The sequence below is a fragment of the Hyphomicrobium methylovorum genome (assembly GCF_013626205.1).
GTDB classification, from domain to species: Bacteria; Pseudomonadota; Alphaproteobacteria; order Rhizobiales; family Hyphomicrobiaceae; genus Hyphomicrobium_B; species Hyphomicrobium_B methylovorum.
On record NZ_QHJE01000001.1, the window covers coordinates 3,243,339 to 3,268,333 of the forward strand.

The window sequence follows — 24,995 nt, forward strand, 5'->3', positions numbered from 1 at the left end:
GCAGGCACTGTGCCAAGGGAGTTAAGAGCCGTTAACCTGCAATCGTGTTGCTGGCGCTAATCTTGAGGTGTCGGCGACGTGTAGAAGTTGAGAACGCCTGTCGTCATAGCTGCGACCGTGAATTTCCTGGCGATTGCGTCGCGCAGGCGTGCGCTTTTGGCGCGTGCCAGTTCCGGGGTGGCGAGAATTTCACGGAGCGCGGCCGTCAGTGCAGGGACATTATCCGGAGCGACTAGAGCCGTATCCGTGCCTGCAACAATCTCGGGTATGCCACCGACGTTGGTCGCGATCAGCGGTAGCCCAGCGGCGGCGGCTTCTAGGACGATGTATGGAAAACTTTCGGCCCGCGATGGCACAACCATGATGCGCCCGAGAGCGAAGGCGTCATAAGCCGGAAGTGCTCCGGTGAAGCGGACGCGTCCGTCCAGGCCTAACTCGGTCGCCATTGCCTTGAGCTTGTCGCCATCCGGCCCCGATCCGACGATCGTCGCTGTTAGATTTTGGGGCGACAGGTCCGCGAGGGCTGCGAGCAGCAGATCGACGCCTTTGAGATCACGGAGTTCGCCGACGAACAGGAGGTCCGTCGCGTCGCGCATCGGTGTGATCTGTTTGAAGTCGGCGAGCTTCAGGCCGTTTGGAATGATGCGCTCGGGTGCACCACTGGAGTTCACCTTCTGGCGATAGAGATTGGCGGCATACGCGCTTTCGAAAATCATCCCGTCGGTGACGTATTCTAGTACGCGTTCTGCGAAGAACAGTCCGCGCTGCTCCAGCGAACCGGGCTTGTGATTGAGTGTGCCACCGTGGGGCGTATAGAACGATTTGACGTCGCGACCGCGAAGCCAAAGGCTCGCTCCGGCGAGGCGCGCATAAGCCCCGCCCTTCGCGCCATGTCCGTGCAACACGTCGACGTTGAGTTTTTGCGCGTGGCGGCGAACTTTTGCCGCCGCCGAAATATCGCCAATGCCGGGCTTACGGCTCATAGGCACGCGCTCGACACCGAGAGTCAGTAGAGGCGCAATCGCTGCGAATTTAGACCGCGTCAGCGCGTTCTCGGCGGTGCTGTCAGCAAAGATGCCGACATCATGCCCGCGTTCGGCTTGGGCTGCTGCCAGGTCGAGAACGTGGCGAAACAAGCCGCCCACTGGGGCGCGAAGACAATGGAGGATGCGCATTCCAAGGAACTGTTACATGAGGAGGATAAGACGTGTTTCAGAAAAATCTCTCGAACACGTAAACCGTGTCGCCGGGCCGAACGGCTGCAGCGCCGGGAACCTCGATCTGCTGGAGTACGCCGCCAACATTTCGTGAAATCCGGAAGCTGCGTTCGCTTGCGCGCTCGGTGTATCCGCCTCCGATGGCCACGGCGGTTTCGACCGTCATGCCGGAAACGTAAGGGAACTGTCCGGCGTTTTTCACTTCACCGAGGATAAAGAATGGTCGGTTCTGCTGAATGTCGATCGTGACCTGGGGGTCCTTCACGTATTCCTGGCCAAGCCGCGAGCGGATCGCGGACTGAAGGGCGTTGGTCGTCAGGCCGCGTGCCCGAACGCTGCCGATGAGCGGGACCGCGATTTTGCCCTCGTGGTCGACTGTGTAAAGCCGCGAGAGGTTCGGCTGCCCGTATATGAAGACGCGGAGCCGATCGCCGGTGTCGAGAAGGTAGGGGCCATCATTGTCTGCAACGATTTCAGCGTGAACGACAGGAGCCGGCATCACCAGCGGCGGGCCCCACGCGACAGCGTCAGCGGAGGCAAGCGTGACGGGCACGGGATAGCCATCGGCGTTCGGCCCGGCGGCGCGCTCGGCAACAAATTCGTCAGATGTGTAGACACCCAGGCTGGCGCACCCGCCTGTAAGAAGCGGAGCGGCGAGGGCCAATACGAAAACCACGCGAGACGGCATGACTGAAATTCCAATGCGTACGACGTTCATCACGCTAGCGGCGCAAGGTTAAGAAATGCTGATGCGGTGTATTTATCTGACGCGCTTAATCAGTTGCTAACTGAAGGCACGGCTTATTCGGGACAGGAATTGCGCTTTTTTTAGCAAAGTTGAGCCCGAGTATGCCGTCCCGCTCTCATGCGTCACCCGACGATATTCAAATGTCCGCGGTGGTTGACGCGCTTCGTCGCGCCGTGCCGCGTTTGTTGTTGCTCTGCTTTCTCGTAGGCGGGCTGACGTATGCCGTCGCGTCGCTGATGGCGCCGCGGTATCAGAGCGAAGCTGAGCTTGCCATTGTCGCGCGCGGCGCTTCCGGCTCGTTCTCCGATGCCCGCAACCAGGGCTCCGGTCCGGATCTCATCACGACGCGGATGGACAAGGAAGCGATCAATACGCATGTGCGCGCAATGCAGTCTACGGATCTTCTTGAGAAGATCGCGACAGATCTGAAGCTTGAAGAGCGGCCTGAGTTCAATAGCGCGCTCGGGCCGGTTGATACGATCGACAGCCTCTTACGTATGATCGGGATCGGTGCGCCGCGCTCTGGTGAGACGGCGCGCGATCGCGTTTTGAATGCGCTGCGCGAGCGGCTGGAAATCTACACCGCGAAGGAAAGCCGTTTCATCGGCGTCCGCATGACGGCAACGGACCCTGAGATTGCTGCGCGGATTGCAAATGCGCTTGCGGAGTCCTATCGCGCGTCTCTCGCTAAACAGGGCGTTGCGGAAGTCGACGATCTGCAGGGCGTTCTGACATCGAAAATCGGAAAGCTTGCGAGCGAAGTTGCGGCGGCTGAGACGGCTGTCGACCGGTTTCGCGGTAAAATCGATGGCTTTCGTGGCGGCGCTCAGAATACCGGTCTCAACGAACAGCAGATGTCGGAGCTGACGGCCGAACTGACGAAGACCAAAGCAGCGCGCGGGGAAGCCGAAGCGCGTGCGGCATCGGCGCGCGAAATGATGACGAACGGTTCGGCGGACGCGCTTCCCGATGTGCAGAAGTCTCCGCTCATTCAAAACCTCGTACAGCAACGCGTCGGGATTGAGCGACAGATTTCCGAGCTTTCGGCGACGCTGCTTTCAGGCCATCCGCGTATGCGGCAGCTGAAAGCGGATCTCGCGGGTCTCAACGTTCAGGTTCGAAACGAGGTATCGAAGATCGTCGATAGCCTAGACAAGGAAGCCAAAGTTGCGCGTGGGCGCGAGGCCAGCATTGAGCAGAGCCTCGCCGACATCAAGGCACGTGTGGTCAGCAATGCGCCGGAAGAAGCGCAATTGCGACAGCTTGAGACGACCGCCAAGGCGAAACGCGCAGAGCTTGAAAATTTGCAAGGGCAACTTGAGGCGAACCGCAAGAAGCTCGATGCGCGTGCGCAGCCCGTCGAAGCGCAGATCATTTCAAACGCGCAAGCGGAAAGCGTTCCTGTGTTCCCGAAGAAGGGACGCATGGCGGCACTGGCGGCTGCTGCTGCGTTGATGTTTGGCGTTGCCTGGACGGTGACGAAAGCTCTTTTTGTCGAAGCGCGACGCGCCGAGTCTGGACAAAATCCCCGGCGCAAGAAATTGCCGCGCGCTCGTGCTGGCGCAGAGACTCGACGTGTGCGGACCGAACCCGTTCTGGACGAGGGCATCGTCGCTGCTTCGGAGCCTGATCTTCCGTTATTGCCGGAGGCGGAAGCCGCGGTTGTGTCCGAACCGGCGATGGAACCACAACCAGAGGCAGAGCCTGTCGCCGTTATCCCCGTGCCGATTATCGAGGCGGCCGACGTTACGACTGTCGCATCGCTGCTCATCGAGCGGCGGCCAGAATCCGGCGGATATCGCACGATCATTACGGGTGCAACTGAAGCGATTGATCCCTCGAAGGACGCGATCGCGCTTGCGAAAGCAATGGCGCAGGCTGGCGGACAGGTCATCTTGCTCGATTGGAGCCCGGCAGGTGAGGGCATCGTCGAGGTCTCGGGTCCGGGCTCTGGTCCCGGTATCAATGATCTCATGCGCGGCGAGGTGAGCTTCGAAGCGATCATTCAGCGGCTAACGGGAACGAGCGTGCACGCCATTGCGACGGGCACCGCCCTTGGCGCCGATTTTGGTGCGCTTGCCAGCGAGCAGATGAATCTCGTGCTCGACGCGCTTGATGAAGCCTACGATCATATCATCGTTGTCGGACGGCATCGTGGGGAAGCGCGTCGGTTGTTCGAAGTCATCGAAGGCCGCTTCGATGCGGGCGTTACCGTATTGGGGAATGCTGGAGAGGCGACGGTGGATGGAACGGCTTCCGCGGGCCTGGCGGACGTGCGCGTGCCCGGGACATTCCTCGGTTTTGACGTTCAAGGCATCGAGCTCATTGATCTCGCAGGCGCTAACGAAGAAGTTGCGAAAGACCGTTCACGGATAGATCGGATCATGCGCCCTCGTGGAGACGATATCGCGCGTTCGGCTTGATGACGTTGGAACTGCAACGCGGCGGAGAAAGCACGAAGTTTGCATCGCGCGGAGCGATGTTTCGATAACGGACACAGAAGAGTGGTTTGAGTTAACGCTATGAGCCGACAAACGACGGAAATTCTGAAAGCGGCGCTTTCGGCATTGCATCGCTCCGGCATGGCGCGGATGGCACGGCCGTTTACGTCAGGCGACGGCGTGATTTTGATGCTTCATCACGTGACGCCCGAACCCGCTCGCGCGTTCGATCCAAACCGGAGTTTGAAAGTCACTCCGGAGTTTCTCGATACCGTCATTCAGGAAGTCCGCGCGCAAGGTTTCGAGATCATCTCGCTTGACGATGTTCCCTCACGTCTCAAAGACCGTGGTGACGGTGATAAGCCGTTCGCGGTCTTCACGCTGGACGACGGCTATAAGGACAATCGCGATTTTGCCTATCCCGTTTTCAAACGGCACGGCGTTCCGTTCACGATCTACGTTCCGTCGACGTACGCGGACGGCGAGGGCGATCTCTGGTGGTTGATGCTGGAAACAGCGCTGCAGCGGCTCGAGGCGGTGACTGTCGCGCTTGATGGAGACGAGCGCGCGTATTCATTGGCGAATGATCGCGAGAAGACGGCTGCATTTCACGACATCTACTGGTCTCTGCGGAAAATGCCGGAACGTGACGCGCGCGCTGTCGTGAACGGTCTGGCTGCTCAGGCTGGAATCGATGGCCATGCGCTTTGCCGTGACTTGATTATGAGTTGGGACGAAATCCGGGCGCTGGCTCGCGATCCGCTCGTTTGCATCGGTGCGCATACGTGCAATCACATGGCGCTGGCGAAATTGCCGGATGAAGAAGCCCGCCAGGAAATGGCTGAGAGCATCGCGCGCATCGAGCGTGAACTCGGGCGTCCATGCCGGCATTTCAGTTATCCGTATGGTGACGAGGGAAGTGCGGCCGAACGGGAGTTTGAGATTGCGCGCGAGCTTGGCGTCGAGACGGCGGTGACGACGCGCAAAGGTCTCCTGTACGCGCCGCATGCAGATGCACTAACGGCATTGCCGCGGCTTTCGCTGAACGGGCATTATCAGGATGTGCGCTATCTCAGCGCGCTGCTTTCAGGGCTGCCGTTTGCGCTTCGGGATGGGGTGAAGTCTGTTCTCACTCCAGTGAAAGCCGGAGCGAGAAAGCTGAGTGGGCGTGATGCCGCTACGCGCCCGGCTTCTGCATCCACCAGATGATGACGCCTGCCGGAAGCACCCAAAGAAGCCCGGCGACGACGTAATAGACCAGTTCGACAAGCTTATTCGCTTCGTGCACTTGCAGAACGATAGCGACCGCCAGCGCGATCAACGCATAAACGGTGACGAGCGCGAAAAGCGCGATCGTTCCAATAAATTTGCGGGTGCGCAGGGTCATATCCATGAGCTACAGCGGCCAGCGTCTCGCCGCAACCGCGCCCGATAGGCGCATTGTCCGGGGGAAAAGCTCAGGTATCACAGCTTTAGACACGGCCGGGATAATACCGATGACGATGGCTCCGACGATAGATCAGCAGCGAACGAGGAACGCGGACCGCGAGGGCGTTCAGCGCGCCGTCTCGTTGTGGCTCTGGTTCGTCGCGGCGCTCGTGGTGGCGATGATTATCGTCGGCGGTGCGACGCGCCTGACAGAAAGCGGTCTCTCCATTACCGAATGGCAGCCGCTGCTGGGTGCGATTCCTCCCCTCGATGAGAGCCATTGGATCGAGGCGTTCGAGAAGTACAAGCTGATCCCGCAGTACCACATCATGAACCACGGGATGACGCTTGAAGAGTTCAAGTTCATCTACTGGTGGGAGTGGAGCCACCGTTTTCTCGGGCGCTTCATCGGCCTCGCGTTTGCGCTGCCGCTGCTCGCATTCTGGGTAACGGGTTCGCTCAAGCGCGGAAGCGGCGTGAAGTTTCTGGGCGTGCTTGCGCTCGGGGGGCTTCAGGGCGTGATCGGTTGGTACATGGTGAAGTCTGGACTCGTCGATCGTATCGACGTCAGCCAGTATCGCCTCGCGCTGCATCTCACCACGGCGTTTCTGATCCTCGGACTTCTCGTCTGGTTAGCCCTTGAGGAATGGCCGAATACGTCTGCGCCAACGGGTGAAGCTGCCAGCCTAACGGTTCGGCGCATGGCGACGTTTCTTCTCGTGATCGTCATTGCGCAGGTTGTGCTTGGGGCATTCGTTGCCGGTTTGAAGGCTGGCTTTATCTACAATACGTGGCCGACGATGAATGGTCAGTGGGTGCCGAGCGACTACTGGACGACGCCTTGGTATCTCAGTTTCTTCGAGAGCCACGCGGCGTCGCAGTTCAATCACCGGATGTTGGCATATCTCGTCGGGATCGCAGCTCTGGTGGAAGTTTGGCTTGTCTGGGGACGCCGCTTCGATCGGCGGATCCAAACGACGGCAATCGCACTCGCCGTTGTCGTGTTTGCACAGATGGGACTGGGCATCGCAACGCTGCTCACGCACGTGCAACTCGACGTCGCGTTGCTGCATCAGGCAGGTGGCGCGATCGTGCTGACGCTGGCGGTGCTGCACCTCTACGTGGTGCGCCACCGCGGTACGTCGCAGATCGCGGCCGGTCAGCTCAGGTAAGACCCAGCATCAGTTTGATATTCTGCACGGCGGCACCTGCTGCGCCTTTGCCGAGGTTATCGAGGCGCGCGATCAGAACGGCCTGACCATGCTCGGGTTTGCCTGTTACGAACAGCTCAAGCTGGTCGGTTCCGTTGAGCGCTTCGGCGTCGAGCCGTGAAAGCGGGGCCTTGTCCGCACGGACGACGCGGACGAGGTCAGCGCCGTCGTAGTACTTTGCGAGCACGCCTTCGATCTCTGCAACGGACGGTGCGCCGTTCAGCGTATCGAGATGCAGCGGAACCGAGACGAGCATGCCCTTGCGGAAGTTGCCGACGCTCGGCACGAAGATCGGCCGCCGCGTCAAACCCGTGTAGGTTTGCAACTCGGGAATGTGCTTGTGCTCCAGGCTCAGGCCGTAGAGGTCGAAGGGCGGAGCTGTTCCGGCTTCGTATGCTTCAATCATGGTACGGCCGCCGCCCGAATAGCCCGAGACCGCATTGATGGTGACGGGATAATCCTTCGGCATGATGCCAGCGTCGACGAGCGGGCGCAGAAGCGCGATGCCGCCTGTCGGGTAGCAGCCGGGATTGGCGACTCGTGCGGCGTTGCGGATTTTGTCCGCCTGATCCGCTGCCATTTCGGCGAAGCCATAGACCCAGCCAGAACTGACGCGGTGCGCGGTTGATGCGTCCACGATCTTTGGGGCGTCAGCGCCGAGTTCGTCGGCTAACGCCACGGCTTCCCGAGCTGCATCATCCGGGAGACAGAGCACGACGAGGTCGGCAGCGCGCATCAACTCCTGACGCGCGCCGCGATCCTTGCGAAGGGCCGGATCGATGCTTTTCACATCGATCGCATCGAGGTGTGACAAGCGCTCGCGGATTTCGAGTCCCGTCGTTCCCGCTTCGCCATCGATGAAGACAGTCGCTGCCTTCGCCTTTTGGGACCGATCGTTTTTCGTTGCAGCCATGTCAGTTCCCGAGGCCAAGCCGGTGCATGATGCCATCCCACAGTGTCTCTGAGCAGCCGACACCGTAGTTCACGCACACGATCCGATGCGTGTCGGTGTAGATCATGCTGAGCGCTACATAAAGAATGATGATCAGACCGATCCAAGCGATCCAAGGGAAGCGGTGCAGAAGCTTGGCGATGTAGGTCGAGGCGACTGCCATCAGAATGATCGCAACAGCCAGGCCGATCACGAGAACCAGTGTGGATTCGCCCGCGGCGCCCGCGACTGCCAGAACGTTGTCGAGAGACATCGACAGGTCGGCGAGGATGATCGTCCAGAGCGCGCTCCAGAAGCTCGTTGCCTTATGCGCCTCGAGGGGAGCCGCGAGATCGCGCTCTACGGCATCGATTGAATGGGCGTCGCTGTCGATAATCTGCTTGTACATTTTCCAGCATACGAACAGCAGCAGGATGCCACCCGCCAGGGTGAGGCCGATAACCTGCAGCAGTTGCTGAGTGATACTGGCGAAAATGATGCGCAGGATCACCGCGCCGGCGATGCCCCAGAAGATGACCTTGGTGCGGATGTGCGGTTCGACGCGAGACGCGGCCATGCCGACGACGATGGCGTTATCGGCCGCGAGCGTCAGGTCGATCATCAAAATGTTGAAGAGAGCGACCGAGTTAGCGCTCCACCATGAGGGGGAGAGGAGCAGCTCAATATCTGTTGCGAGCACGGAGAGCAGCTCGCTAATTCCGTTCAAAAACCATTCCATGCGGTCTCCGTTCCCCCAAGACTGCACGCTTCGCGTGCGCCGATGGGCGGTTATGTGGCACCACGAACCCCATCCGGCAAGGCTCAGGGACGCAAAAACAAAAGCAGCCCGCCGATGAGGCGGGCTGCGATCGTCCTGGACCGGATAATCGGTTCTCTTAACGCTTCGAGAACTGGAAGGATTTACGCGCTTTGACGCGGCCGTACTTCTTACGTTCAACGGTGCGGCTGTCGCGCGTCAGGAAGCCCTGCTTCTTCAGCACGCCGCGCAGATCCGGCTCATAATATGTGAGAGCCTTGGAAATGCCGTGGCGGACTGCGCCTGCCTGGCCCGAAAGACCGCCGCCAGCAACCGTAATACGAATGTCGTACTGGGTTGCGCGGTTGGCGAGGTTCAGCGGCTGCTGCAACAGCATCTGCAAAACCGGACGGGCGAAATAGGCCTTGTAGTCCTTTTCGTTGACCGTGATCATTCCCTTGCCCGGCTTCAGCCAGACGCGAGCAACGGCGTCTTTACGCTTGCCGGTGGCATAGGCGCGGCCGAGCTTGTCGAGCTTCTGGGTACGGACCGGGGCGGCTTCAGCGCCTTCACCCTTTGCGGGTGCCAGATCGGCGAGGGTCTTGGTTTCGGTGGTCATTGTAATCAGACCCTCACATTCTTACGGTTGAGTTTAGCGACGTCGAGCTGCTCTGGGTTCTGCGCGGTGTGCGGATGCTCGCCACCCTTGTAGACGCGCAGATTGCGCATCAACTGGCGCTGGAGCGGGCCGCGTGCGAGCATGCGCTCAACAGCCTTTTCAACGATGCGTTCGGGGGTCTTGCCCTCAAGGATCTGGCGCGGAGAGCGTTCCTTGATGCCGCCCGGATAACCGGTGTGCTTGTAGTAGACCTTGTCTTCGCGCTTGGCGCCGGTGAAGACGACCTTCTCGGCGTTGATAACGACGATGTTGTCACCGCAATCGACGTGAGGGGTATAGATGGGCTTGTGCTTGCCTTTAAGCCGCGTTGCGATGAGAGCGGCGAGGCGTCCAACGACCAGCCCTTCGGCGTCGATGAGGACCCACTTCTTCTCCACCGTGGCCGGTTTGGCGACATAGGTAGACATTGGTCTTTAGGCTCCTTGACGGATTGGACCTTCTACACCGTCACGTTCGTTATACGGGAGGCGGGTCCGGGAAGCGGCGTGCATAGCGGTATTTGAGGCCGGACGCAAGGTTTCGAACCTGCATTAACCGCGATTTTTCGCGGAAAATAGCGTGTTTATCGGGGGTGGTAATTAGATACCGTAATGTGGTTGCAGAATACCGTTTAAATGTAAGCTGCTTTTGGGGTTTTACCAGGGAAAGCAAAAGTGCGGGGTGCATTCTCTGGCGGATCGTGGTTTTCTCGGGCCGAACGGGGACTGTCGGTTCTCTTATTCTCGTCTCAGTCGGCGTGTCAGGTTTTCTAGCCGCGTGGCGCGGTGGCTCTTCAGAGGTGGAGGAACGGGATGGCGAGGCTCTTAGGGGGCACGACGGTATCCGGGCGTATCGGTTTGGTTGTGTGCGGGCTCATGCTCGGTCTTGGGGGCGTGGCACTGAATGCCCGGCCGCTCATGGCGCAGACCGACGCGCCTGCTGCTGGTGATGCAACTCAGGAAGGTACTGAGACACAAGCGGAACCGGGGCCTCAGGACGACGGCGGCGCCCAGAACGATGCCGGTGCGCAGGATGGGGCCGTCAAGAACGAGGGCTCGGGCCCTTCCGCTCAGGCCGACGTTAAACAGATTAAGCTGACCGACGAGCAGGTGAAGCATTTCATTGCAGCGCAGACGGATCTCGCCGCGATTACATCAAAGATGCAAGATGCGGGTGATAAGCCTGATCCGGCGCTGCAGACGGAACTTGAGGGCATCGCCGCCAAGCACGGATTTGGTAGCTTTTCCGAGCTTGACGACGTGGCAGCGAATATCTCGATGGTGATTGCCGGTCTTGATGCGAACACCGGCAATTTTGTCGATCCGGTCGAAGTTCTGCTTAAAGAACGCGAGGGGGTAGAGAAGGACTCAAGCATTCCCGACGCCGACAAAAAGCAACTCGTGGAGGAATTGACGGAAGCGATCAACACGACTCCGCGACTCCAGTACAAAGAGAATGTCGAGATCGTGAGAGCCCATCGGGCTGAAATCGAGAAGGCGCTGCCGTAGCGGCGCCACGATAACGCAAACAGCGCTGGCCGATCCGGCCGCGGCGCAAGGCGGTGATTTGATTCAAGATACTCCTACAGACGCTCCAGCAATTTTGCTTCAGAGCGAAGTCGAGCCGGGTGTAGCGATGCTCACGCTCAATCGGCCCGATGCCCGCAATGCGCTGTCACCAGCACTCATTCGCGAACTGCACGATGCGATTGAACGTCTTGGGAAGGATGACACCATTGGCGCGATCATTATCGCAGCGAAGGGAAGCGTTTTTTGTTCCGGGCATGACGTAAAGGAATTGACCGCCCATCGCAGCGATCCAGATGGCGGGAAGGCGTTCTATCGTAAAACGATGTACGCCTGCTCAGCGATGATGCTTTCGATCGTGATGTGCCCGAAGCCTGTCATCGCGGCGGTCGAAGGCCATGCCACGGCGGCGGGCTGCCAGCTTGTCGCGACGTGTGATCTGGCCGTTGCATCATCGCACGCCGATTTCGCGACGCCTGGTGTGAATATCGGGCTCTTCTGTTCGACGCCGATGGTGGCGCTCAATCGTAATGTTTCGCGCAAGCGGGCGATGGAGATGCTGCTGCTTGGCGAGCCTATCTCGGCAACGGAAGCGAAGAACTACGGTCTAATCAACCGCGTGATGCCTGCGGGTAGCGTGGTCGGTGAAGCTGCTGCAATGGCGCATGTCATCGCGTCGAAATCGCGGACAACGGTGGCGATGGGCAAAGCGGCTTTCTATCGCCAGACGGAAATGGGGTTGGTCGACGCGTATTCCTTCGCGAGCGAAGTGATGGTCGACAATCTGATGACGCCCGCGGCCGAAGAAGGCATCGCGGCATTTCTCGAAAAGCGCCCGCCAAATTGGGGCAACGATTGATCGATTGCCAATTGGTGGCGAACGCTGCCAGCGTGGATTGATCGGGAGAGTTGAATTTGGAACCGCGGGTTTCGCTCATAACGCTCGGCGTGGACGACGTTGCACGGTCGCGGCGTTTCTATGAAGCGCTGGGATTTCGTGCGTCGTCAGCGAGCCAGGATCGGATTGCGTTTTTCGATGCTGGCGGTGTCGTTCTCGCGCTTTTCGGTCGGGACGAGCTTGCCAAGGATGCTTGCGTTCCGAACGGCGCGGCGGGATTTTCAGGTATAACTCTCGCGCATAACGTCAGATCGGAGGAGGACGTTGACCGGGTTCTCCGCGAAGCCGTGGCGGCCGGGGCGAAGCTGCTGAAGCCAGGACAGAAAGTTTTCTGGGGCGGATACTCCGGCTATTTCTCCGATCCGGACGGGCACATTTGGGAGACGGCATACAACCCGTTTCTGCCGCTTGCTGACGATGGTCAGCCGATGCTTCCGGCACCCGCCGCCCCGGAGACCGGTGCATGAGATTCAATAATCCGAGTGATGACGAGATCCGTCTGCTCCTCAAGCGGGCGAAGACGTTTGCGGTAGTTGGGGCGAGCCTGAAGGCGGAACGTCCCAGTAATGACGTGATGAGATTCCTGCAGGTGCGCGGTTACGTGGTGCGTCCGGTCAACCCTGGTGTCGCGGGGAAAAGTATTCATGGCGAAACCGCCTACGCTGATCTTGCGAGTGTTCCGGCGCCCGTCGACGTCATCGATATTTTTCGTAGTTCAGCAGCGGCTCTCGAAATCGTTCAGGCCGCGATAGCGGAGAAGGATCGTCTCGGTGCGTCAGTCATCTGGATGCAACTCGGGGTAATCAACGACGCGGCGGCGGAGCTTGCGCGCGCACACGGGTTTACTGTCGTCATGAACCGGTGCCCGAAGATCGAACTTTCGCGGCTCGGTTGAGATAAGCGATCAGGCCCGTCACGATCATTGCCGCAGCGATGAGTCCTGTCACCGGGTTGGAGACGGAGAAAAGCGCGGCGGCGATCAGAAGCGCGTTTGCTACAGCGATGATCCCGACGACGGCAAGGTGCGAATTGAGGGCAGTCGCCGCGCGCTGATAGGCATGACTCCGGTGGGCTTCCCACGGAATTTCTCCGCGCAGGATGCGGAGAACCAGGGTCAATGTTGCGTCGGCGAGGAAGTAGGCCGGTAGAATGAGCGCCGCCGCCCATAGGCCGCGTTGCGCAAGATCGAGCAACAGGACGCCGGTCAACAGGCCAAGCGGAACGCTACCGACATCTCCGAGGAAGAGCAGCGGTGCCGTGCGTGCGTTCCAGATCAGGAACCCGGCAGCAGCGCCGAGCAACGCAGCCGCCAGTGGCGCATAGGGTAGGGCGATTCCTGCGACGGCGGCGATCAGGAGATAGCCGAGTGAAATGGAAATGGTTTCCGAACCGGCGAGCCCGTTTATGCCGTCCATGAAATTGTAGAGGTTCATCATCCAGGCGAGCGCAACGGTTGCTGCAACGCGGTCGGCCCAAAGAGGAAGAAGGTCATGGAAGACGAGCGTGCCGGGGTCTAGTTTAGAAAGCACGAGGGCGGCGATGCCGAGATGCGCTGGAAGGCGGATAAAAGCCGAAAGATGACCGAGGTCGTCGCGCCACGAAATCAACGCCGCGAACAGTGCCGCGGTCCCCACGATGAGCCAATCGGGCGTGGCTGGTGGAAGGGGCATGGCGGCAAATACGGCCACCGCCGCAGCGGCGAGCAGCGGAATGCCCCCGCCTTTCGGAATGAGCCCCCGGTGCATGGTGCGCTGATTTTCGCTCGCCAGAGCACCCTGACTCTTGAGCCACGGGATGGCAGCGCGAGTGGCGACCGTTGAGAGGACGAACGCGAGGCCCGCTGTTAACAGCAACTGCAAATGCTCATTATCTCCCTTGCCACGACACGTGCGTTGCCAGCGTTCGATAGCAGAGCCGGGGGCCGCGTACTATGCCTTAGAGCCTGGCCAAACTCTCTAAAGAGCGCCAGGAAGGCCTCCTGCTTGCGTCATCCTGACGTCCTAATTTTTCAATCAGATTATGGCCATGTAGGGGGACGTGGGTGCATTCTGGGGCGTGAAGGGACGGCAAAGGGATACCGACCTTTCCCCGGCGCGCCGAATGGGGCATATGCCTTTCACGAAGACCGGAGCAACTGCTAACCATGAAGCCGGGTGTCTTGACGTCTATAGAGCTACCAGCCGACTGGTCGGTTGAAACGGTATTGCCGATTGCGTTTGAGGGCCGCGAGCTGATGCTCGAGGCGCACGCGTATCAGGGCGAAACCGAGGAAGAGCAGGTGCTCGTCCTCATTCACCGCGATCCTAATATCACTTCTGGGTCCGAGCCCGTGCCGGTGGTGCGCATCCATTCCGGCTGTGTGACGGGCGATATTTTTCATTCGCTTCGGTGCGATTGCTATCAGCAACTGCAGGCAGCGCTGAAGGTAATCACCGAAGTGCCCTATGGCGCTGTTGTCTATGTGCCCTATCACGAAGGGCGCGGCATTGGGCTCTTCAAGAAGATTAAGGCGTATGCGCTGCAAGATCAGGGTTTCGATACGGTCGAAGCTAACATCGAAGTGGGCGCGCCGATCGACAGCCGCGACTACGGGCTGACCGCGCGCATTCTTAGCGATCTCGGAATGAGCGAGATCCGTCTGCTTTCGAACAACCCCGCCAAGGAACAGGCGCTGAAGGCCAAGGGCATTCGCATTGCTGAGCGGTTGCCGCTTGTCATCGTGCCAAACAAGTTCAATGCGCGCTATCTGGAAACCAAGCGCGCGCGCATGGCGCACAAGCTGTAGAATTTTTTTTGGGTGCGATCCGACTTTGGTTCGGAAAGTGCGGCCGGGCGTAAAGGCTATGCGCCGCCGTAGTTGTCTTCGTCGGGTGGCGTCTCCGTCGTTTTGGGAACGGTGAAGCCGCCTTCGGCGACGAGACGCGAGAAGACGCCGTCGCCTTCTGCCAGTTCGTTGAAGAGGCCGCGTTCCACGATCACACCCTGATCGAGCACGAGGATCTGATCGGCATCTGCGACGGTCGAGAGGCGGTGTGCGATCACGAACGTCGTGCGTCCGGCGCGAAGGGTGTCGAGTGCCCGCTTGATTTTTGCTTCCGTTTCGGAATCGAGTGCGCTCGTTGCTTCATCCAAAATCAGGATTGGTGCGTCCTTCAGAATGGCGCGCGCGATGGATATGCGCTGGCGTTCACCGCCCGATAGCGACAATCCACGTTCGCCGATCATGAAGTCATAGCCCTCGGGCTTACGCATGATGAAATCGTGCGCTTCCGCGAGACGGCTGGCGCGTTCGACCTCGGCATCAGTCGCGTCGGGTTTGCCGATACGGATGTTGTCTCCGATCGAACGATTGAAGAGTCCCGCATCTTGGAAAACGACGGATATGCTCCGGCGCAAGGAGTCGAGCGTCACGTTCGCGATGTCGGTACCGTCGATCGTGATGCGGCCTTCGGTTGGCGTTTGAAAACGCTGCAAAAGTGCAATGGTTGTTGATTTTCCTGAACCCGTTGGGCCGACGATGGCGGTCGTTTCGCCTGCGCGCGTAAGGAAGCTGACGTCGGAAATGCCCTGCGCGCTGCCAGGGTACTGGAACGAGACATTTTCGAACGCGACTGCTCCATCGCCGGGCGGAAGGGGTATTGCACCGGGTTTGTCGCGGGTGCCTGCTGGTTCATCCATCAGCGCGAACAGCGCGGTGAGGGCGGGAGCTTGCTGATGAACGCGGACGACGAATGCGGACAGTTGATCGAGGCGGGCGATCAACAGCGTCGCGAAGGCAACGAAGCTGACGATCTGGCCGACCGTCAACTCGCCTCGCCCGACGAGAACAGCGCCTGCCACAAAGATAATCACCATCGTCAGCGTGGCGGCGGAGCGCTGCATCACCGTCAGGATTCCCCACCACGTGAGCACCGGATACTGCGCCGCCAGCAGCTCGCGGGATGCCGCGCGCAGAGCGTCTGCCTCGATGCTCAAGCGCGTGTAGCTTTGCACGACCATGACATTGCCGATGACGTCGACGACGCGGCTCGAGAGGCCCGACTCATGACTTTCGACGGCCGCCTGTCCGACGGCGGTGCGTTGCATGACGATGACGTTCATCAGCGTGTAGGCGGCGGCCAGAACGAACAGGATCATCGCCATCCGCGCGTCCATGCTGATGGCCGTTGGGATTAGCAGCAGAATACCGAAGATCGCCGCGAGCTGTTCGCGCATGGCGCCGAGCCAAAGCCAGAAGAGCGCGGTCGTTCCGGCGAGGATAGTGCGGATGGTGGCGCCGGAGCCGCGCGCGGCGTGGACGCTCTGCGGGATCGCGATCGCCTTTTCGAAGACGGACGCGAGGTGCACTTGTTTTTGCCTGTGCGCCAACCGGTCCGAGTTGATGCCGACGATCACGCCCGCGATGATGCCGAAGAGCCCGAGTAGCGCCCAAAGGCCGATGTAGCCGTACGCGCTTTCGCCTTTGCTCAGCGCATCGACCACGCGGCCGAAAAGAATCGGCTCAGCAAGCTGGATCGCGGCGATAACGACGCCCGCGCTCGCGAGCCCGATAGCGAGATACTTCTCGGACGCGAGAAGGCCGAGCGAGCGCGTATAGATCTGGATGAGGCCAAGCGGTTTTTCGGTCATTTCGCTATTTCGGGGCGGAGGCTCAAAAAACCGTATTCGTCGGGCTGGTGCCGGTGTGACCAGCTTTGTGTAAATGGAAAACGACTGATTCAGGAGTCGTTCAGCGGCGGCGACCTATATCATTATTCGATATGAATACATTGGGTAAAACGCATCGGACCGAAGGCGATGGGCGGGGCGAGCATCATGCGCCGCTCGCGCTCGTTAATGATCCCATATTTGGGCCGATTGTCGGTGCCGACCCCCAGAAGCCGTTCGTGATTGCGCAGCTTGGGCAATCACTTGACGGGCGTATTGCGACGGCGAGCGGAGAATCGCGCTGGATCAACGGCGCGTCTGCGCTGGATCATTTGCATCGGCTGCGCGCCCACGTCGATGCGGTCGTCGTTGGGGCGACAACGATTGTTGCTGACGATCCGCGTCTTACGGTGCGCCGCGTAGCCGGGCGGCAGCCTGCGCGTGTGGTGATCGATCCCACTGGACGGCTCGCGGCGCCTGCGCAGTGGCTTGCGGATGATGGCGCGCGCCGTATCGTCGTTCGGGGTGGCGAAGGGCCAGTCGCGACGGGCGCGGAGGCTGTAGCCGTTCCGTTTGCAGGCGGACGTCTTGATCCTGCTGCGATCGCGATGGCGCTCTTCCATCTTGGATTGAAGAAAATCCTGATCGAAGGCGGTGCGCGAACGCTCTCGCATTTTATCGACGCGGGCGCCGTTGACCGGGTTCATATGCTGATTGCGCCGATCATTATCGGCTCTGGCGTTCAAGGTCTTTCGCTGCCGCCTATCTCGACCCTTGATAAGGCGCTTCGCCCAACGACGAAGGTTCACGTTCTTGACGACGGCGATGTGCTGTTCGATTGTGATCTGAGGCATCAGCGGCGAGGCTAAACGCCATGGCGCACGATCCACGATATGAGCTTCCGACCTACACACCGCCTGCACGCCTGCTGCATTGGACAGTGGCGCTGCTGATCGCGGTGCAGTTCCCTCTCGGCTTTTACATGGTCTATCGCGGCAACGAGATGCCGGGCGTTGACGAGAAGGGTGCACCCGTCACCGGCGTATGGGACGAGGTAACAGGCTTTCTCTACAACTCACACAAGCTTCTCGGCGTCACGATCCTGCTGATCGTGCTGTTGCGTCTCGGCTATCGCCTGATGCATGGCGCACCGCGGCCGGATCCAACGCTCAATCGAGCCATGCTCGGTAGCAGCCATCTGGTGCACTGGTCGCTCTATGCGTTGCTGATCGTTGTGCCCATTCTCGGTTACGTCGCGAGTTCATACGGGCGCTATCTTGATGTGTTCGGCATTCCCTTTCCGACAGTCACTGAAAAGAATGAGGACATGTCGAAAGAGGTGTTCGGCTGGCACGAGGCGGGCGCAATGCTTGTGCTTGCGCTCGTCGTTATTCACATCGCGGCCGCGATCTATCATCGCTTCGTTCGCCGGGATCGTGTCGTCGAACGGATGCTGCCGAAGCGGATCGTCTGATCTCTTGCCGCGACTGAGCGCTCAGAGTTCCGGGACGGCAAAGGTATCCGTGTGGCCGACGTGTGCGGCTGTGTGCGGAACGTTGACCCAGCTCAATATGGTTGCCTGATCGATGCCGTCCGTTTCCGAGATGGCGACGGCGTGCCCGCGCACCAGTTCATCGACGAGCATGCGGTCGGCGCGATCGAGCCGCCATGGGCTATCGTCTTCGAACACGGTGTAACCGTTGATGCGGAACTGGTCCGCGAGGTGAACCGGAGCAACGGGGCCAGCAGCCGGGCCAAAGCCTTTATCGCGCATCTGATGGCGATGAAACGCAGCAGTCAGGACGTTGTCTGTGGGCCGTGGCGGCGTCCAGCGCCGGATGCCGTTGTACGTCAGCGCCGCGTAGAATGCCGCGCGGTGCTCAGCGATCGCCTTGGCGAGACGGCGAATGTAGTCTTCCGATACCAGATCGAAAAAGGCTGATGCCGCGACAAGGTCCCAGCCCTGGGCGAGCATGGCTTCGGTGCCCTGTGCCAGATCGAGCGTTGCAAACGACACGGTGATGTCGCTGCCGTTTTTCGTCAGGCGAATGCCGTTACCCTCAGGTGCTGACGTATCAGCCCAGCGGGCAAGACGCGCCTTGGCGACATCGAGCAGGGCTGCGCTCTGATCGGTCAACGTCCAGAATTGGCGCTTCGGAAGTAAGGCGGCGGTGGCGCGTAGGTTAGCGCCGGTGCCGGATCCCAAATCGAGAACACGAATTTCATCGCGCAGAGCGAAACGTCCGGCAACGGCATCTGCGATCGTGCGGCTCCGCGCGCGGAGGTCAGCCGCTTCGCGTAGGTCGAGCCATTCGGCGGAGAAATCGCTCACGTTCGTAATCCGAGTATGACCGCCGCGATGCGCCGCGCCGTTTCATGCCACGTCGGTAACGTGCGTCCGGCTTCCCATGCAGCATCGGCAAGGCTGTCGCGCAGTTTCTTGTCGGTCAGTGCTTTTCGGATTGCTTCCGTCAATCCGGCGACGTCGGTTGCCTCGACGTGCAGCGCTGAGGCGCGGCCCGCGGTTTCCGCAGCGGCGCCGCCTGCGGTGATGACCATCGGCAGGCCGCGCGCCATAGCTTCGGCGAGCACCATACCGTAGCCCTCGAACAGCGAGGCGGAGACGAAAAGATCGGCACTGTCGTAGTAACGGTCGAGCGTGGCCGGGACGACTTTGCCTGCGAGCGTCACGCGGTCTTCGAGACCCGTTTTCCGCAGCGCATCCTGTAACTCGGCGACGGCTCCCTCATGACGATCAAGCGCGCCCGCGATGGTCAAGCGCCAATCGATATCTTTCAGCGGAGCAAGCGCCTCGATCAGCGCTGTGTATCCCTTGCGCGGCAGGACCGCGCCGACGGATAGGATTTGCATCGGTGCGCCGGTGCCGGTTGCGCGTTGCGCGGGATCGGTGCCGGGCTCCGCGACCGTGATCTTAATTGCAGGCAGCCCCATCGTGTCGACGAGAATGCGCTTCGTCGTCCGGCTCGTCACGACGATGTTGTCGGCGCGGTTGAGGGCGTTCTCTTCGCTTGCCTTGAGTTCCACCTTGCGCGCGTGAGGTAACCCTGTTTCCAGAAACAGAGGGTGGTGCACGAGGGCTATGACGCGACCCTTGAGCTCCGAGACGACCTGTGGAGAGAAGGCGCCGAAAGCCAAGCCGTCGATCATCGTCACGGCGTCGCTGCGGCTTCCTTTGAAGAGGCGCGCGGTTTCCTTGAGATCGGCGGGCGTGGGGTTCGGGAACGACGCCGGAAGATTCAGCACCGAGACGTTCACGCCGAAGTCCGGCAGGAGTTCGAGAACGCGGCGATCGTAGGCATAGCCGCCCGTCGTGCTGCGCAAGTCTCCCGGAATGGCGAATAGGGCTTCAGCCACGAATATTTCCTTCGTAGGTGGCGCGCGCGAGATCCGTTTCGGACAGCGTTACACGGATGCGCGCCAATGATTTCCCGCTTTCGCCCAAGCTACCCGAACGGGCCGCATCGGCAATGCGATCGAAGACATACTTAGCGAGAAATTCGGTTGTCGTGAGGTGGCCCTTGAATTGAGGTAAAACGTCGAGGTTTTGGTAAGCAAGTGGTTTCAACGTGGCCGACAAAACGGAAAGAGCCGCGCCAATGTCGACAACGACATTCTCGGGCGTGAGCTCTTCGCGATAGAACGCGACGTCAATCACGTAGGTTGCGCCATGGAGATTCTGCGCCGGGCCGAAGAACGGATTGGGCAGCGAATGGGCGATCATGATGCGATCGCGAACTTCGACGGAGAACATAGGGTTGGGCTCGTTTCGAATGGGTTCAATAAGCGATGACGGGCGGCAAGGTGGCCGAAGACCAGATCTGAGGCAAGACGACTGGCAGGTCAGCGAAGGGAACGGTTTCGGCGACGAGACAATCGAGTGCCGGATCGTCGAGCAGTGCCAGAGCGCGTTCGAGGCGGGCGCGCAGGGTGACTTGCGCGCGATGGCTCGGCGCAACATGACCGACCTGCGAGGAGACGAGCTTCAAGCGACGGCTATGGAAGGCGCCGCCAAGTTCGACCGTTACGGGACGTGATCCATACCAACTCATTTCGATGATGGTGCCTTCGAACGCTGCCGATGCGATTGCCGTAGCAAGCCCGTCCGATGAGGCGCTGGTATGGAAGACCAAGCGGCAGTCTTCCGGGCAGTGTCCTGGGGCGGCGAATTTTAGTCCGAGCGCCTTGGCAGTTTCGGCGCGGGTGGGATCAATGTCGGTGATCGTCACGTCTGTACCGGCGATGCGGTGTGCCAGATAAGCGACGAGCAGCCCGACGATGCCTGCACCGACGACGAGAATGCGGTCGCCCGGGGCGGTCGCGGCGTCCCAGTGCGCGTTGAGCGCGGTTTCCATGTTCGCCGCGAGCGTGGCGCGGCGTGACGGGACGGCATCAGGGATTGGCACAAGGTTGCTTGCTGCGGTCTGGAAATGGTCTTGGTGTGGATGCAAGGCGAAGACGCGGCGGCCAACGATCTCATGCGGCCCGGCTGTCACAACACCGGCCGCGGAATAACCGTATTTGACCGGAAAAGGGAAGTCTCCAGCCTGGAGTGGAGCACGCATGCGCGGCCATTCGCTTTCGGGCACCTCGCCCCGCGCTACCAAGCGCTCCGTGCCTCGGCTGATGGCGCTGAACTCCGTTGCGACGCGCGCATCGCTGGGCGTCAATGGGGAGAGGCGCTCGTTCCTAAGTTCCGCTGCGCCTGGTTTGACGTACCAAAGCGCGCGGGCAACGATGATCTGGCCGCGACTGCGGCGCGTGTCGAGAGGACCTTCGCCTGACGTGGAGTGCTCGGTACTCATTGCGAAGGACGGTTTCCGTCATGACGGCCGATATGGAACGCGAACTGTTGTCGGGCGCTAGAGCTGTCCCGGACGCGAGTCAAAGCCTTACGACACCGGCGGGCATCGATGCAATCGCCACGCTCAGGCGCCGCCGTGTGCTCGTCGCATTCTTGAACGTGGCGACCTGGGCGCTTCTGCTGGTGTGGGCGGGGAGTGTTTTGGCGGCGAACGGATGGATGTGGCTCAGTGCTGTGCTGCTCCTCGCGCTGGCGGTTGGTTTGCCATGGCCGGTCATTGGATTTTGGAATGCGCTGATCGGCGTGTGGTGTCTTCACGGTGCGCGCCGCGGTGGCGATGGAAGATTTGCGTTCGGATCGGTGACGCCGGAGATTGCCATTACGGTTAACACCGCGATCGTGATGACGCTGCGCAACGAGGATACCGAACGTGCGTTGCTCCGTCTTCGCACGCTTAAAGCGAGCATCGATGCAACGGGTGAGGGCGGAAAGTTTGCTTACTTCGTTCTGAGCGATAGCGACCGTGCGGACGTTGTGGCCCAGGAAGAGGCGGCGATCGCGCGGTGGCAGACGGACGACGCAGCGGACACCGCGCGGATTATTTACCGTCGACGGACGGATAACGCCGGATTCAAAGCGGGCAACCTCAGGGATTTCGCTTCGCGCTGGGGCGCAGACTATGAACTGATGCTGCCGCTCGATGCCGATAGCCTGATGACGGGCGATGCCGTCGTTCAACTTGTCCGTTTGATGGAACAATATCCGAAGCTCGGCATTTTGCAGAGTCTCGTTGTCGGCACGCCGTCGTCATCCGCTTTCGCGCGCATCTTTCAATTTGGCATGCGGCTTGGCATGCGGAGTTATACGGCGGGGCAAGCATGGTGGGTCGGCGATTGCGGACCCTATTGGGGACATAACGCCGTTGTCCGGATACAGCCGTTTCTCGAACATTGCACTTTGCCGGAGCTTGGCGGAAGCGCGCCTTGGGGGGGACCGATCCTTTCCCACGATCAAGTCGAGGCGGCGCTGATGCGGCGCGGCGGATTTGAAGTGCGCGTGCTGCCGGTTGAGATCGGCTCGTTCGAAGACAATCCGCCGGACGTGATCGAGTTCGCCCGCCGCGATGGCCGCTGGTGCCAGGGCAACATGCAATACGTGTCGTTGCTTGGATTGCCCGGCCTGCGTCCGGTCAGCCGATTTCAACTCGGCTGGGCCGTGCTGATGTTTCTTGGCGTTCCGGCATGGATGACGTTTCTGGTTCTGTTGCCTGCGGCATCGAGCGAGGTGCTTCATGCTCCGAGTTTTTCGGTAGCTTCGGCCGTCGCTTTGTTTCTTACCATTCTCATCATGCATCTCACGCCCAAGCTCGCGGGCATCGTGGATGCGTTTCTCACTCCTGGTGAAGTGAAGCGTTTCGGCGGCGCTGTTCGCTTTTCGCTCAGTGCCGTTATCGAGATTGTGTTCTCGCTTCTGCTTTCCGCGATTACGTCGCTGCGCACAGCGATCTTCATGGGAGGCCTAGTGCTCGGAAAGTCAATCGGTTGGGGCAGCCAGCGGCGCGATGCGGGAGCGATCTCGTGGCGAGTGGCGACGCAAGCGTTTGGCTGGCATTTCCTATTCAGCGTGCTCGTTGTTGGTTTGCTTGCGGCTGTTTCTCCTATGCTGGCATTGCTGAGCTTGCCGTTCACAGCTGGGTTTCTTTTCGCCATTCCGTTTGCGGTGCTGACTGCCAATCCAGCATTCGGCCGGGCGCTTCGCCGTGGCGGCATTGCTGCGATCCCGGAAGACTTCGCTCCGCCGCCCGAAGTTCTTGCCGTGCAACCGGCAGGGAGGGGCTGACGCATGGTGTCTCCCGCTCTCAAAGGCGTATTCCGATCCTTGCGGGTCTATCACGGGCCCGACGTGCCACGTGCGGAGATGGACGCGCTTTATCGCAAGTTCATCGAGCCGGGCGATCTTGCATTCGACATCGGTGCGCATGTCGGTGATCGCGTCTCATCGTTCCGACGTCTCGGTGCGCGCGTCGTTGCAGTTGAACCGCAGCCGCTGCTGTTCGATGCGCTGCGGCACATTCATGGACGCGATCCGCTGGTTGAAATCGTCGATCGCGCCGTCGGGCCTCGTGCGGAGTTTTTGACGCTGCACATCAACACGATCAATCCCACCGTCTCGACGCTGTCTAAGCGCTTCATAGCAGGCGCAGTGGATGCACCCGGATGGGAAGGGCAGAATTGGGATGCGGAACTCGTTGTCGATGTCGTGACGCTCGACGCGCTGATCTCGCGTTTCGGCGTGCCGGCATTCATCAAAATCGATGTCGAGGGATCAGAGGAAGCCGTTCTGTTTGGGCTGTCACGTGCTGTCAAAGCACTGTCGTTTGAATTTACGACAATTGCGCGAGACGTGGCGCTCGGATGTCTCGACCGTTTGTCGCAACTTGGAGACTATCGCTATAACGTCGCGTTCGGCGAAACACAGCAACTGACATTCGACGACTGGATTTCAGCCGCAGAGATGGCAAATCATATTCTCGCCTTACCGGACGAGGCGAATTCGGGTGACGTTTATGCGTTGCTTGGTTCGTAACACTTATACTTTCACGTTCACGCAATCGGAGTTCATCAATGCATCATTGCTTTCGGGTTTTCGCCGCGGCGGCCGCGCTCTCGTGTCTTGTCACTGGACCGGTGCGTGCAGCTTCGCTCGACGCGCTTGCCGTCGATGTTAAAAACGAAAGTGAGCCGGTGCTCTGCGCTGAGAAGGATAACGTCGCGCTCTCGTTCACGAACAAAGAGGTTCGGTCATTCCGTCTTGAGGCCGCGCATCCGGCCTATCTCTCGCCGGGGTTGCGCAACAACTTCGAGCCCGATTGGACGGCCTGCGATATGACAGGCGATCCCGTATTTGCGCCGCCGAGCCAGCCGAAAAAAGTGACGCTCTACGAAGATCCGGCGATCTGGGTCATCGGTTATACGTTCCCGACGTTCTGGCGTCCGGCAACGGCGTCGGTTCGGATCGGCGAGCACGTCGACAACAGCATTCATATGCTGCAGCTTTGGATCCGTCGTGAAGACGGCGCGGAAGAAGTGCTCGTGCTTTATCCGCAGGATGGCTATTGGCGTCCGCGGCCGATGACGCCTGACACGATGCGCAACACGGCATACGGGTCGTCGTTTCTTGTCGGGCCCGTCGACTATGACGGGCGTCCGCTGGTCAAGATCAAAGAGGTCGTGTTCGAACCTGCAACGCGGGCTTTCACGCTCAATTTCGAGCGTGGCGGCAATGCCGTCGTTCGCCTCATGAACGCCGATACCAATAAGCTGACGCTCGACGTCACGTTCGACAAGGGCATCTCGGACTCGCCATTCGCAATGCTGCGGTCGATGTACATTACCGAGTTCAATAACGACGTTGCGCGGATTGCGTTGCGCGAGAACGGCGCGAAGGGCTGGCTCGAAAATAACATCATGGCCTTCGACAAGGCGACGGCGACAGACGTTTGGGCGGGCCGCCTTGTGCCGTCGCGCCACAACACCTCGTCGCCCGATCTGGTGTTCAACAGCTTTTCGGGTGAAGCAAAGGCGAAGCCGCCGAAGAACGAAGCGCCCGTGCATCCGACCGGCGCTCCAGCGGCAACGCCTGCAGCACCGGCTGAACCAACGCCTTAGGCTTTAGAGGCCTGTTGGGTGGAGAGGCGGCAAGTATCGTCGC

26 protein-coding genes are annotated in these 24,995 nt (G+C 60.2%); 13 read left to right on the forward strand and 13 right to left on the reverse strand.

The window, feature by feature from the left end:
- Positions 1 to 56: 56 nt before the first annotated feature.
- Together DLM45_RS15400 and DLM45_RS15405 are read right to left on the reverse strand one after the other, a co-directional pair.
- The gene (locus tag DLM45_RS15400; RefSeq protein WP_343062327.1) at positions 57 to 1,145 is read right to left on the reverse strand and encodes a glycosyltransferase family 4 protein; all 1,089 of its coding nucleotides are present in this window, start codon (positions 1,143 to 1,145) and stop codon (positions 57 to 59) included.
- A 67-nt stretch (positions 1,146 to 1,212) separates the two neighbouring features.
- Positions 1,213 to 1,905, reverse strand: coding sequence for a polysaccharide biosynthesis/export family protein (locus DLM45_RS15405; RefSeq protein WP_181337956.1), 693 nt, complete (start codon positions 1,903 to 1,905; stop codon positions 1,213 to 1,215).
- Between the two features lie 200 nt (positions 1,906 to 2,105).
- On the opposite strand from DLM45_RS15405, the gene DLM45_RS15410 reads away from it, so the two are divergent.
- Together DLM45_RS15410 and DLM45_RS15415 are read left to right on the forward strand one after the other, a co-directional pair.
- Positions 2,106 to 4,388, forward strand: coding sequence for a GumC family protein (locus DLM45_RS15410; protein ID WP_181337957.1), 2,283 nt, complete (start codon positions 2,106 to 2,108; stop codon positions 4,386 to 4,388).
- A 99-nt stretch (positions 4,389 to 4,487) separates the two neighbouring features.
- The gene (locus DLM45_RS15415) at positions 4,488 to 5,615 is read left to right on the forward strand and encodes a polysaccharide deacetylase family protein (protein ID WP_181337958.1); all 1,128 of its coding nucleotides are present in this window, start codon (positions 4,488 to 4,490) and stop codon (positions 5,613 to 5,615) included.
- Here the strand turns inward: DLM45_RS15415 and DLM45_RS15420 are convergent.
- Positions 5,584 to 5,799: a DUF2842 domain-containing protein gene (locus DLM45_RS15420; RefSeq protein WP_425485223.1), complete on the reverse strand. Its 216-nt coding sequence runs from the start codon at positions 5,797 to 5,799 to the stop codon at positions 5,584 to 5,586. The two genes, DLM45_RS15415 and DLM45_RS15420, sit on opposite strands and share 32 nt — an antisense overlap.
- A gap of 103 nt (positions 5,800 to 5,902) precedes the next feature.
- Here DLM45_RS15420 and DLM45_RS15425 point away from each other — a divergent pair, with 103 nt between their 5' ends.
- Positions 5,903 to 7,006 carry a COX15/CtaA family protein gene (locus DLM45_RS15425; RefSeq protein WP_181337959.1) on the forward strand — a complete coding sequence of 368 codons (1,104 nt, stop codon included), beginning with the start codon at positions 5,903 to 5,905 and terminating at the stop codon, positions 7,004 to 7,006.
- Here DLM45_RS15425 and argC read toward each other — a convergent pair.
- From argC to rplM, 4 genes are all read right to left on the reverse strand, one after another.
- Complete coding sequence (gene argC, locus DLM45_RS15430; RefSeq protein ID WP_181337960.1) at positions 6,999 to 7,958, reverse strand: N-acetyl-gamma-glutamyl-phosphate reductase; 960 nt, start codon at positions 7,956 to 7,958, stop codon at positions 6,999 to 7,001. The genes DLM45_RS15425 and argC overlap by 8 nt on opposite strands.
- Position 7,959: 1 nt before the next feature.
- The gene (locus tag DLM45_RS15435) at positions 7,960 to 8,715 is read right to left on the reverse strand and encodes a TerC family protein (RefSeq protein ID WP_181337961.1); all 756 of its coding nucleotides are present in this window, start codon (positions 8,713 to 8,715) and stop codon (positions 7,960 to 7,962) included.
- Positions 8,716 to 8,872: 157 nt separating this feature from the next.
- Positions 8,873 to 9,352 (reverse strand): 30S ribosomal protein S9, encoded by a 480-nt coding sequence (rpsI, locus tag DLM45_RS15440; RefSeq protein ID WP_181337962.1) that lies wholly within the window; start codon positions 9,350 to 9,352, stop codon positions 8,873 to 8,875.
- 5 nt (positions 9,353 to 9,357) lie between these two features.
- Positions 9,358 to 9,819, reverse strand: a complete 462-nt coding sequence (gene rplM / locus DLM45_RS15445; RefSeq protein ID WP_181337963.1) for a 50S ribosomal protein L13 — start codon at positions 9,817 to 9,819, stop codon at positions 9,358 to 9,360.
- Positions 9,820 to 10,203: 384 nt separating this feature from the next.
- On the opposite strand from rplM, the gene DLM45_RS16580 reads away from it, so the two are divergent.
- From DLM45_RS16580 to DLM45_RS15465, 4 genes are all read left to right on the forward strand, one after another.
- Positions 10,204 to 10,899, forward strand: a complete 696-nt coding sequence (locus DLM45_RS16580; RefSeq protein WP_246317448.1) for a hypothetical protein — start codon at positions 10,204 to 10,206, stop codon at positions 10,897 to 10,899.
- Positions 10,900 to 10,960: 61 nt separating this feature from the next.
- Positions 10,961 to 11,776, forward strand: a complete 816-nt coding sequence (locus DLM45_RS15455) for an enoyl-CoA hydratase (RefSeq protein WP_181338371.1) — start codon at positions 10,961 to 10,963, stop codon at positions 11,774 to 11,776.
- Positions 11,777 to 11,832: 56 nt separating this feature from the next.
- Entirely contained in the window at positions 11,833 to 12,282 is a 450-nt protein-coding gene (locus DLM45_RS15460; protein WP_181337964.1) for a VOC family protein, read from the forward strand.
- Complete coding sequence (locus DLM45_RS15465) at positions 12,279 to 12,710, forward strand: CoA-binding protein (protein ID WP_181337965.1); 432 nt, start codon at positions 12,279 to 12,281, stop codon at positions 12,708 to 12,710. The genes DLM45_RS15460 and DLM45_RS15465 overlap by 4 nt, the downstream gene beginning before the upstream one ends.
- On the opposite strand, the gene DLM45_RS15470 is transcribed toward DLM45_RS15465, so the two are convergent.
- Positions 12,667 to 13,674 (reverse strand): MraY family glycosyltransferase, encoded by a 1,008-nt coding sequence (locus DLM45_RS15470; RefSeq protein ID WP_181337966.1) that lies wholly within the window; start codon positions 13,672 to 13,674, stop codon positions 12,667 to 12,669. The genes DLM45_RS15465 and DLM45_RS15470 overlap by 44 nt on opposite strands.
- A 284-nt stretch (positions 13,675 to 13,958) precedes the next feature.
- Here DLM45_RS15470 and DLM45_RS15475 point away from each other — a divergent pair, with 284 nt between their 5' ends.
- A complete protein-coding gene (locus DLM45_RS15475; RefSeq protein ID WP_181337967.1) occupies positions 13,959 to 14,600 on the forward strand; it encodes a GTP cyclohydrolase II in 642 nt (213 codons plus the stop codon).
- Between the two features lie 56 nt (positions 14,601 to 14,656).
- Here DLM45_RS15475 and DLM45_RS15480 read toward each other — a convergent pair whose 3' ends face one another.
- Entirely contained in the window at positions 14,657 to 16,444 is a 1,788-nt protein-coding gene (locus tag DLM45_RS15480) for a glucan ABC transporter ATP-binding protein/ permease (protein ID WP_181337968.1), read from the reverse strand.
- Between the two features lie 140 nt (positions 16,445 to 16,584).
- On the opposite strand from DLM45_RS15480, the gene DLM45_RS15485 reads away from it, so the two are divergent.
- Entirely contained in the window at positions 16,585 to 17,331 is a 747-nt protein-coding gene (locus DLM45_RS15485; protein ID WP_246317452.1) for a RibD family protein, read from the forward strand.
- 5 nt (positions 17,332 to 17,336) lie between these two features.
- Positions 17,337 to 17,936 (forward strand): cytochrome b, encoded by a 600-nt coding sequence (locus DLM45_RS15490; protein ID WP_181337970.1) that lies wholly within the window; start codon positions 17,337 to 17,339, stop codon positions 17,934 to 17,936.
- Between the two features lie 21 nt (positions 17,937 to 17,957).
- Here the strand turns inward: DLM45_RS15490 and DLM45_RS15495 are convergent, their stop codons facing one another.
- Genes DLM45_RS15495 through DLM45_RS15510 form a run of 4 tightly spaced genes read right to left on the reverse strand, consistent with a single transcriptional unit; the run spans position 17,958 to position 21,285 of the window.
- Positions 17,958 to 18,794, reverse strand: a complete 837-nt coding sequence (locus DLM45_RS15495; RefSeq protein WP_181337971.1) for a class I SAM-dependent methyltransferase — start codon at positions 18,792 to 18,794, stop codon at positions 17,958 to 17,960.
- On the reverse strand, positions 18,791 to 19,837 hold the full coding sequence (locus DLM45_RS15500; RefSeq protein WP_181337972.1) for a glycosyltransferase: 1,047 nt from the start codon (positions 19,835 to 19,837) through the stop codon (positions 18,791 to 18,793). The genes DLM45_RS15495 and DLM45_RS15500 overlap by 4 nt, the downstream gene beginning before the upstream one ends.
- Complete coding sequence (locus DLM45_RS15505) at positions 19,830 to 20,234, reverse strand: 6-pyruvoyl trahydropterin synthase family protein (protein ID WP_181337973.1); 405 nt, start codon at positions 20,232 to 20,234, stop codon at positions 19,830 to 19,832. The genes DLM45_RS15500 and DLM45_RS15505 overlap by 8 nt, the downstream gene beginning before the upstream one ends.
- Positions 20,235 to 20,259: 25 nt before the next feature.
- The gene (locus DLM45_RS15510; RefSeq protein WP_181337974.1) at positions 20,260 to 21,285 is read right to left on the reverse strand and encodes a zinc-dependent alcohol dehydrogenase; all 1,026 of its coding nucleotides are present in this window, start codon (positions 21,283 to 21,285) and stop codon (positions 20,260 to 20,262) included.
- Positions 21,286 to 21,305: 20 nt separating this feature from the next.
- Here DLM45_RS15510 and mdoH point away from each other — a divergent pair, with 20 nt between their 5' ends.
- Genes mdoH through DLM45_RS15525 form a run of 3 tightly spaced genes read left to right on the forward strand, consistent with a single transcriptional unit; the run spans position 21,306 to position 24,952 of the window.
- On the forward strand, positions 21,306 to 23,123 hold the full coding sequence (mdoH, locus tag DLM45_RS15515; protein WP_181337975.1) for a glucans biosynthesis glucosyltransferase MdoH: 1,818 nt from the start codon (positions 21,306 to 21,308) through the stop codon (positions 23,121 to 23,123).
- A 3-nt stretch (positions 23,124 to 23,126) separates the two neighbouring features.
- Positions 23,127 to 23,870, forward strand: coding sequence for an FkbM family methyltransferase (locus DLM45_RS15520; RefSeq protein ID WP_181337976.1), 744 nt, complete (start codon positions 23,127 to 23,129; stop codon positions 23,868 to 23,870).
- Between the two features lie 38 nt (positions 23,871 to 23,908).
- On the forward strand, positions 23,909 to 24,952 hold the full coding sequence (locus DLM45_RS15525) for a hypothetical protein (protein ID WP_246317454.1): 1,044 nt from the start codon (positions 23,909 to 23,911) through the stop codon (positions 24,950 to 24,952).
- Positions 24,953 to 24,995 lie beyond the last annotated feature (43 nt).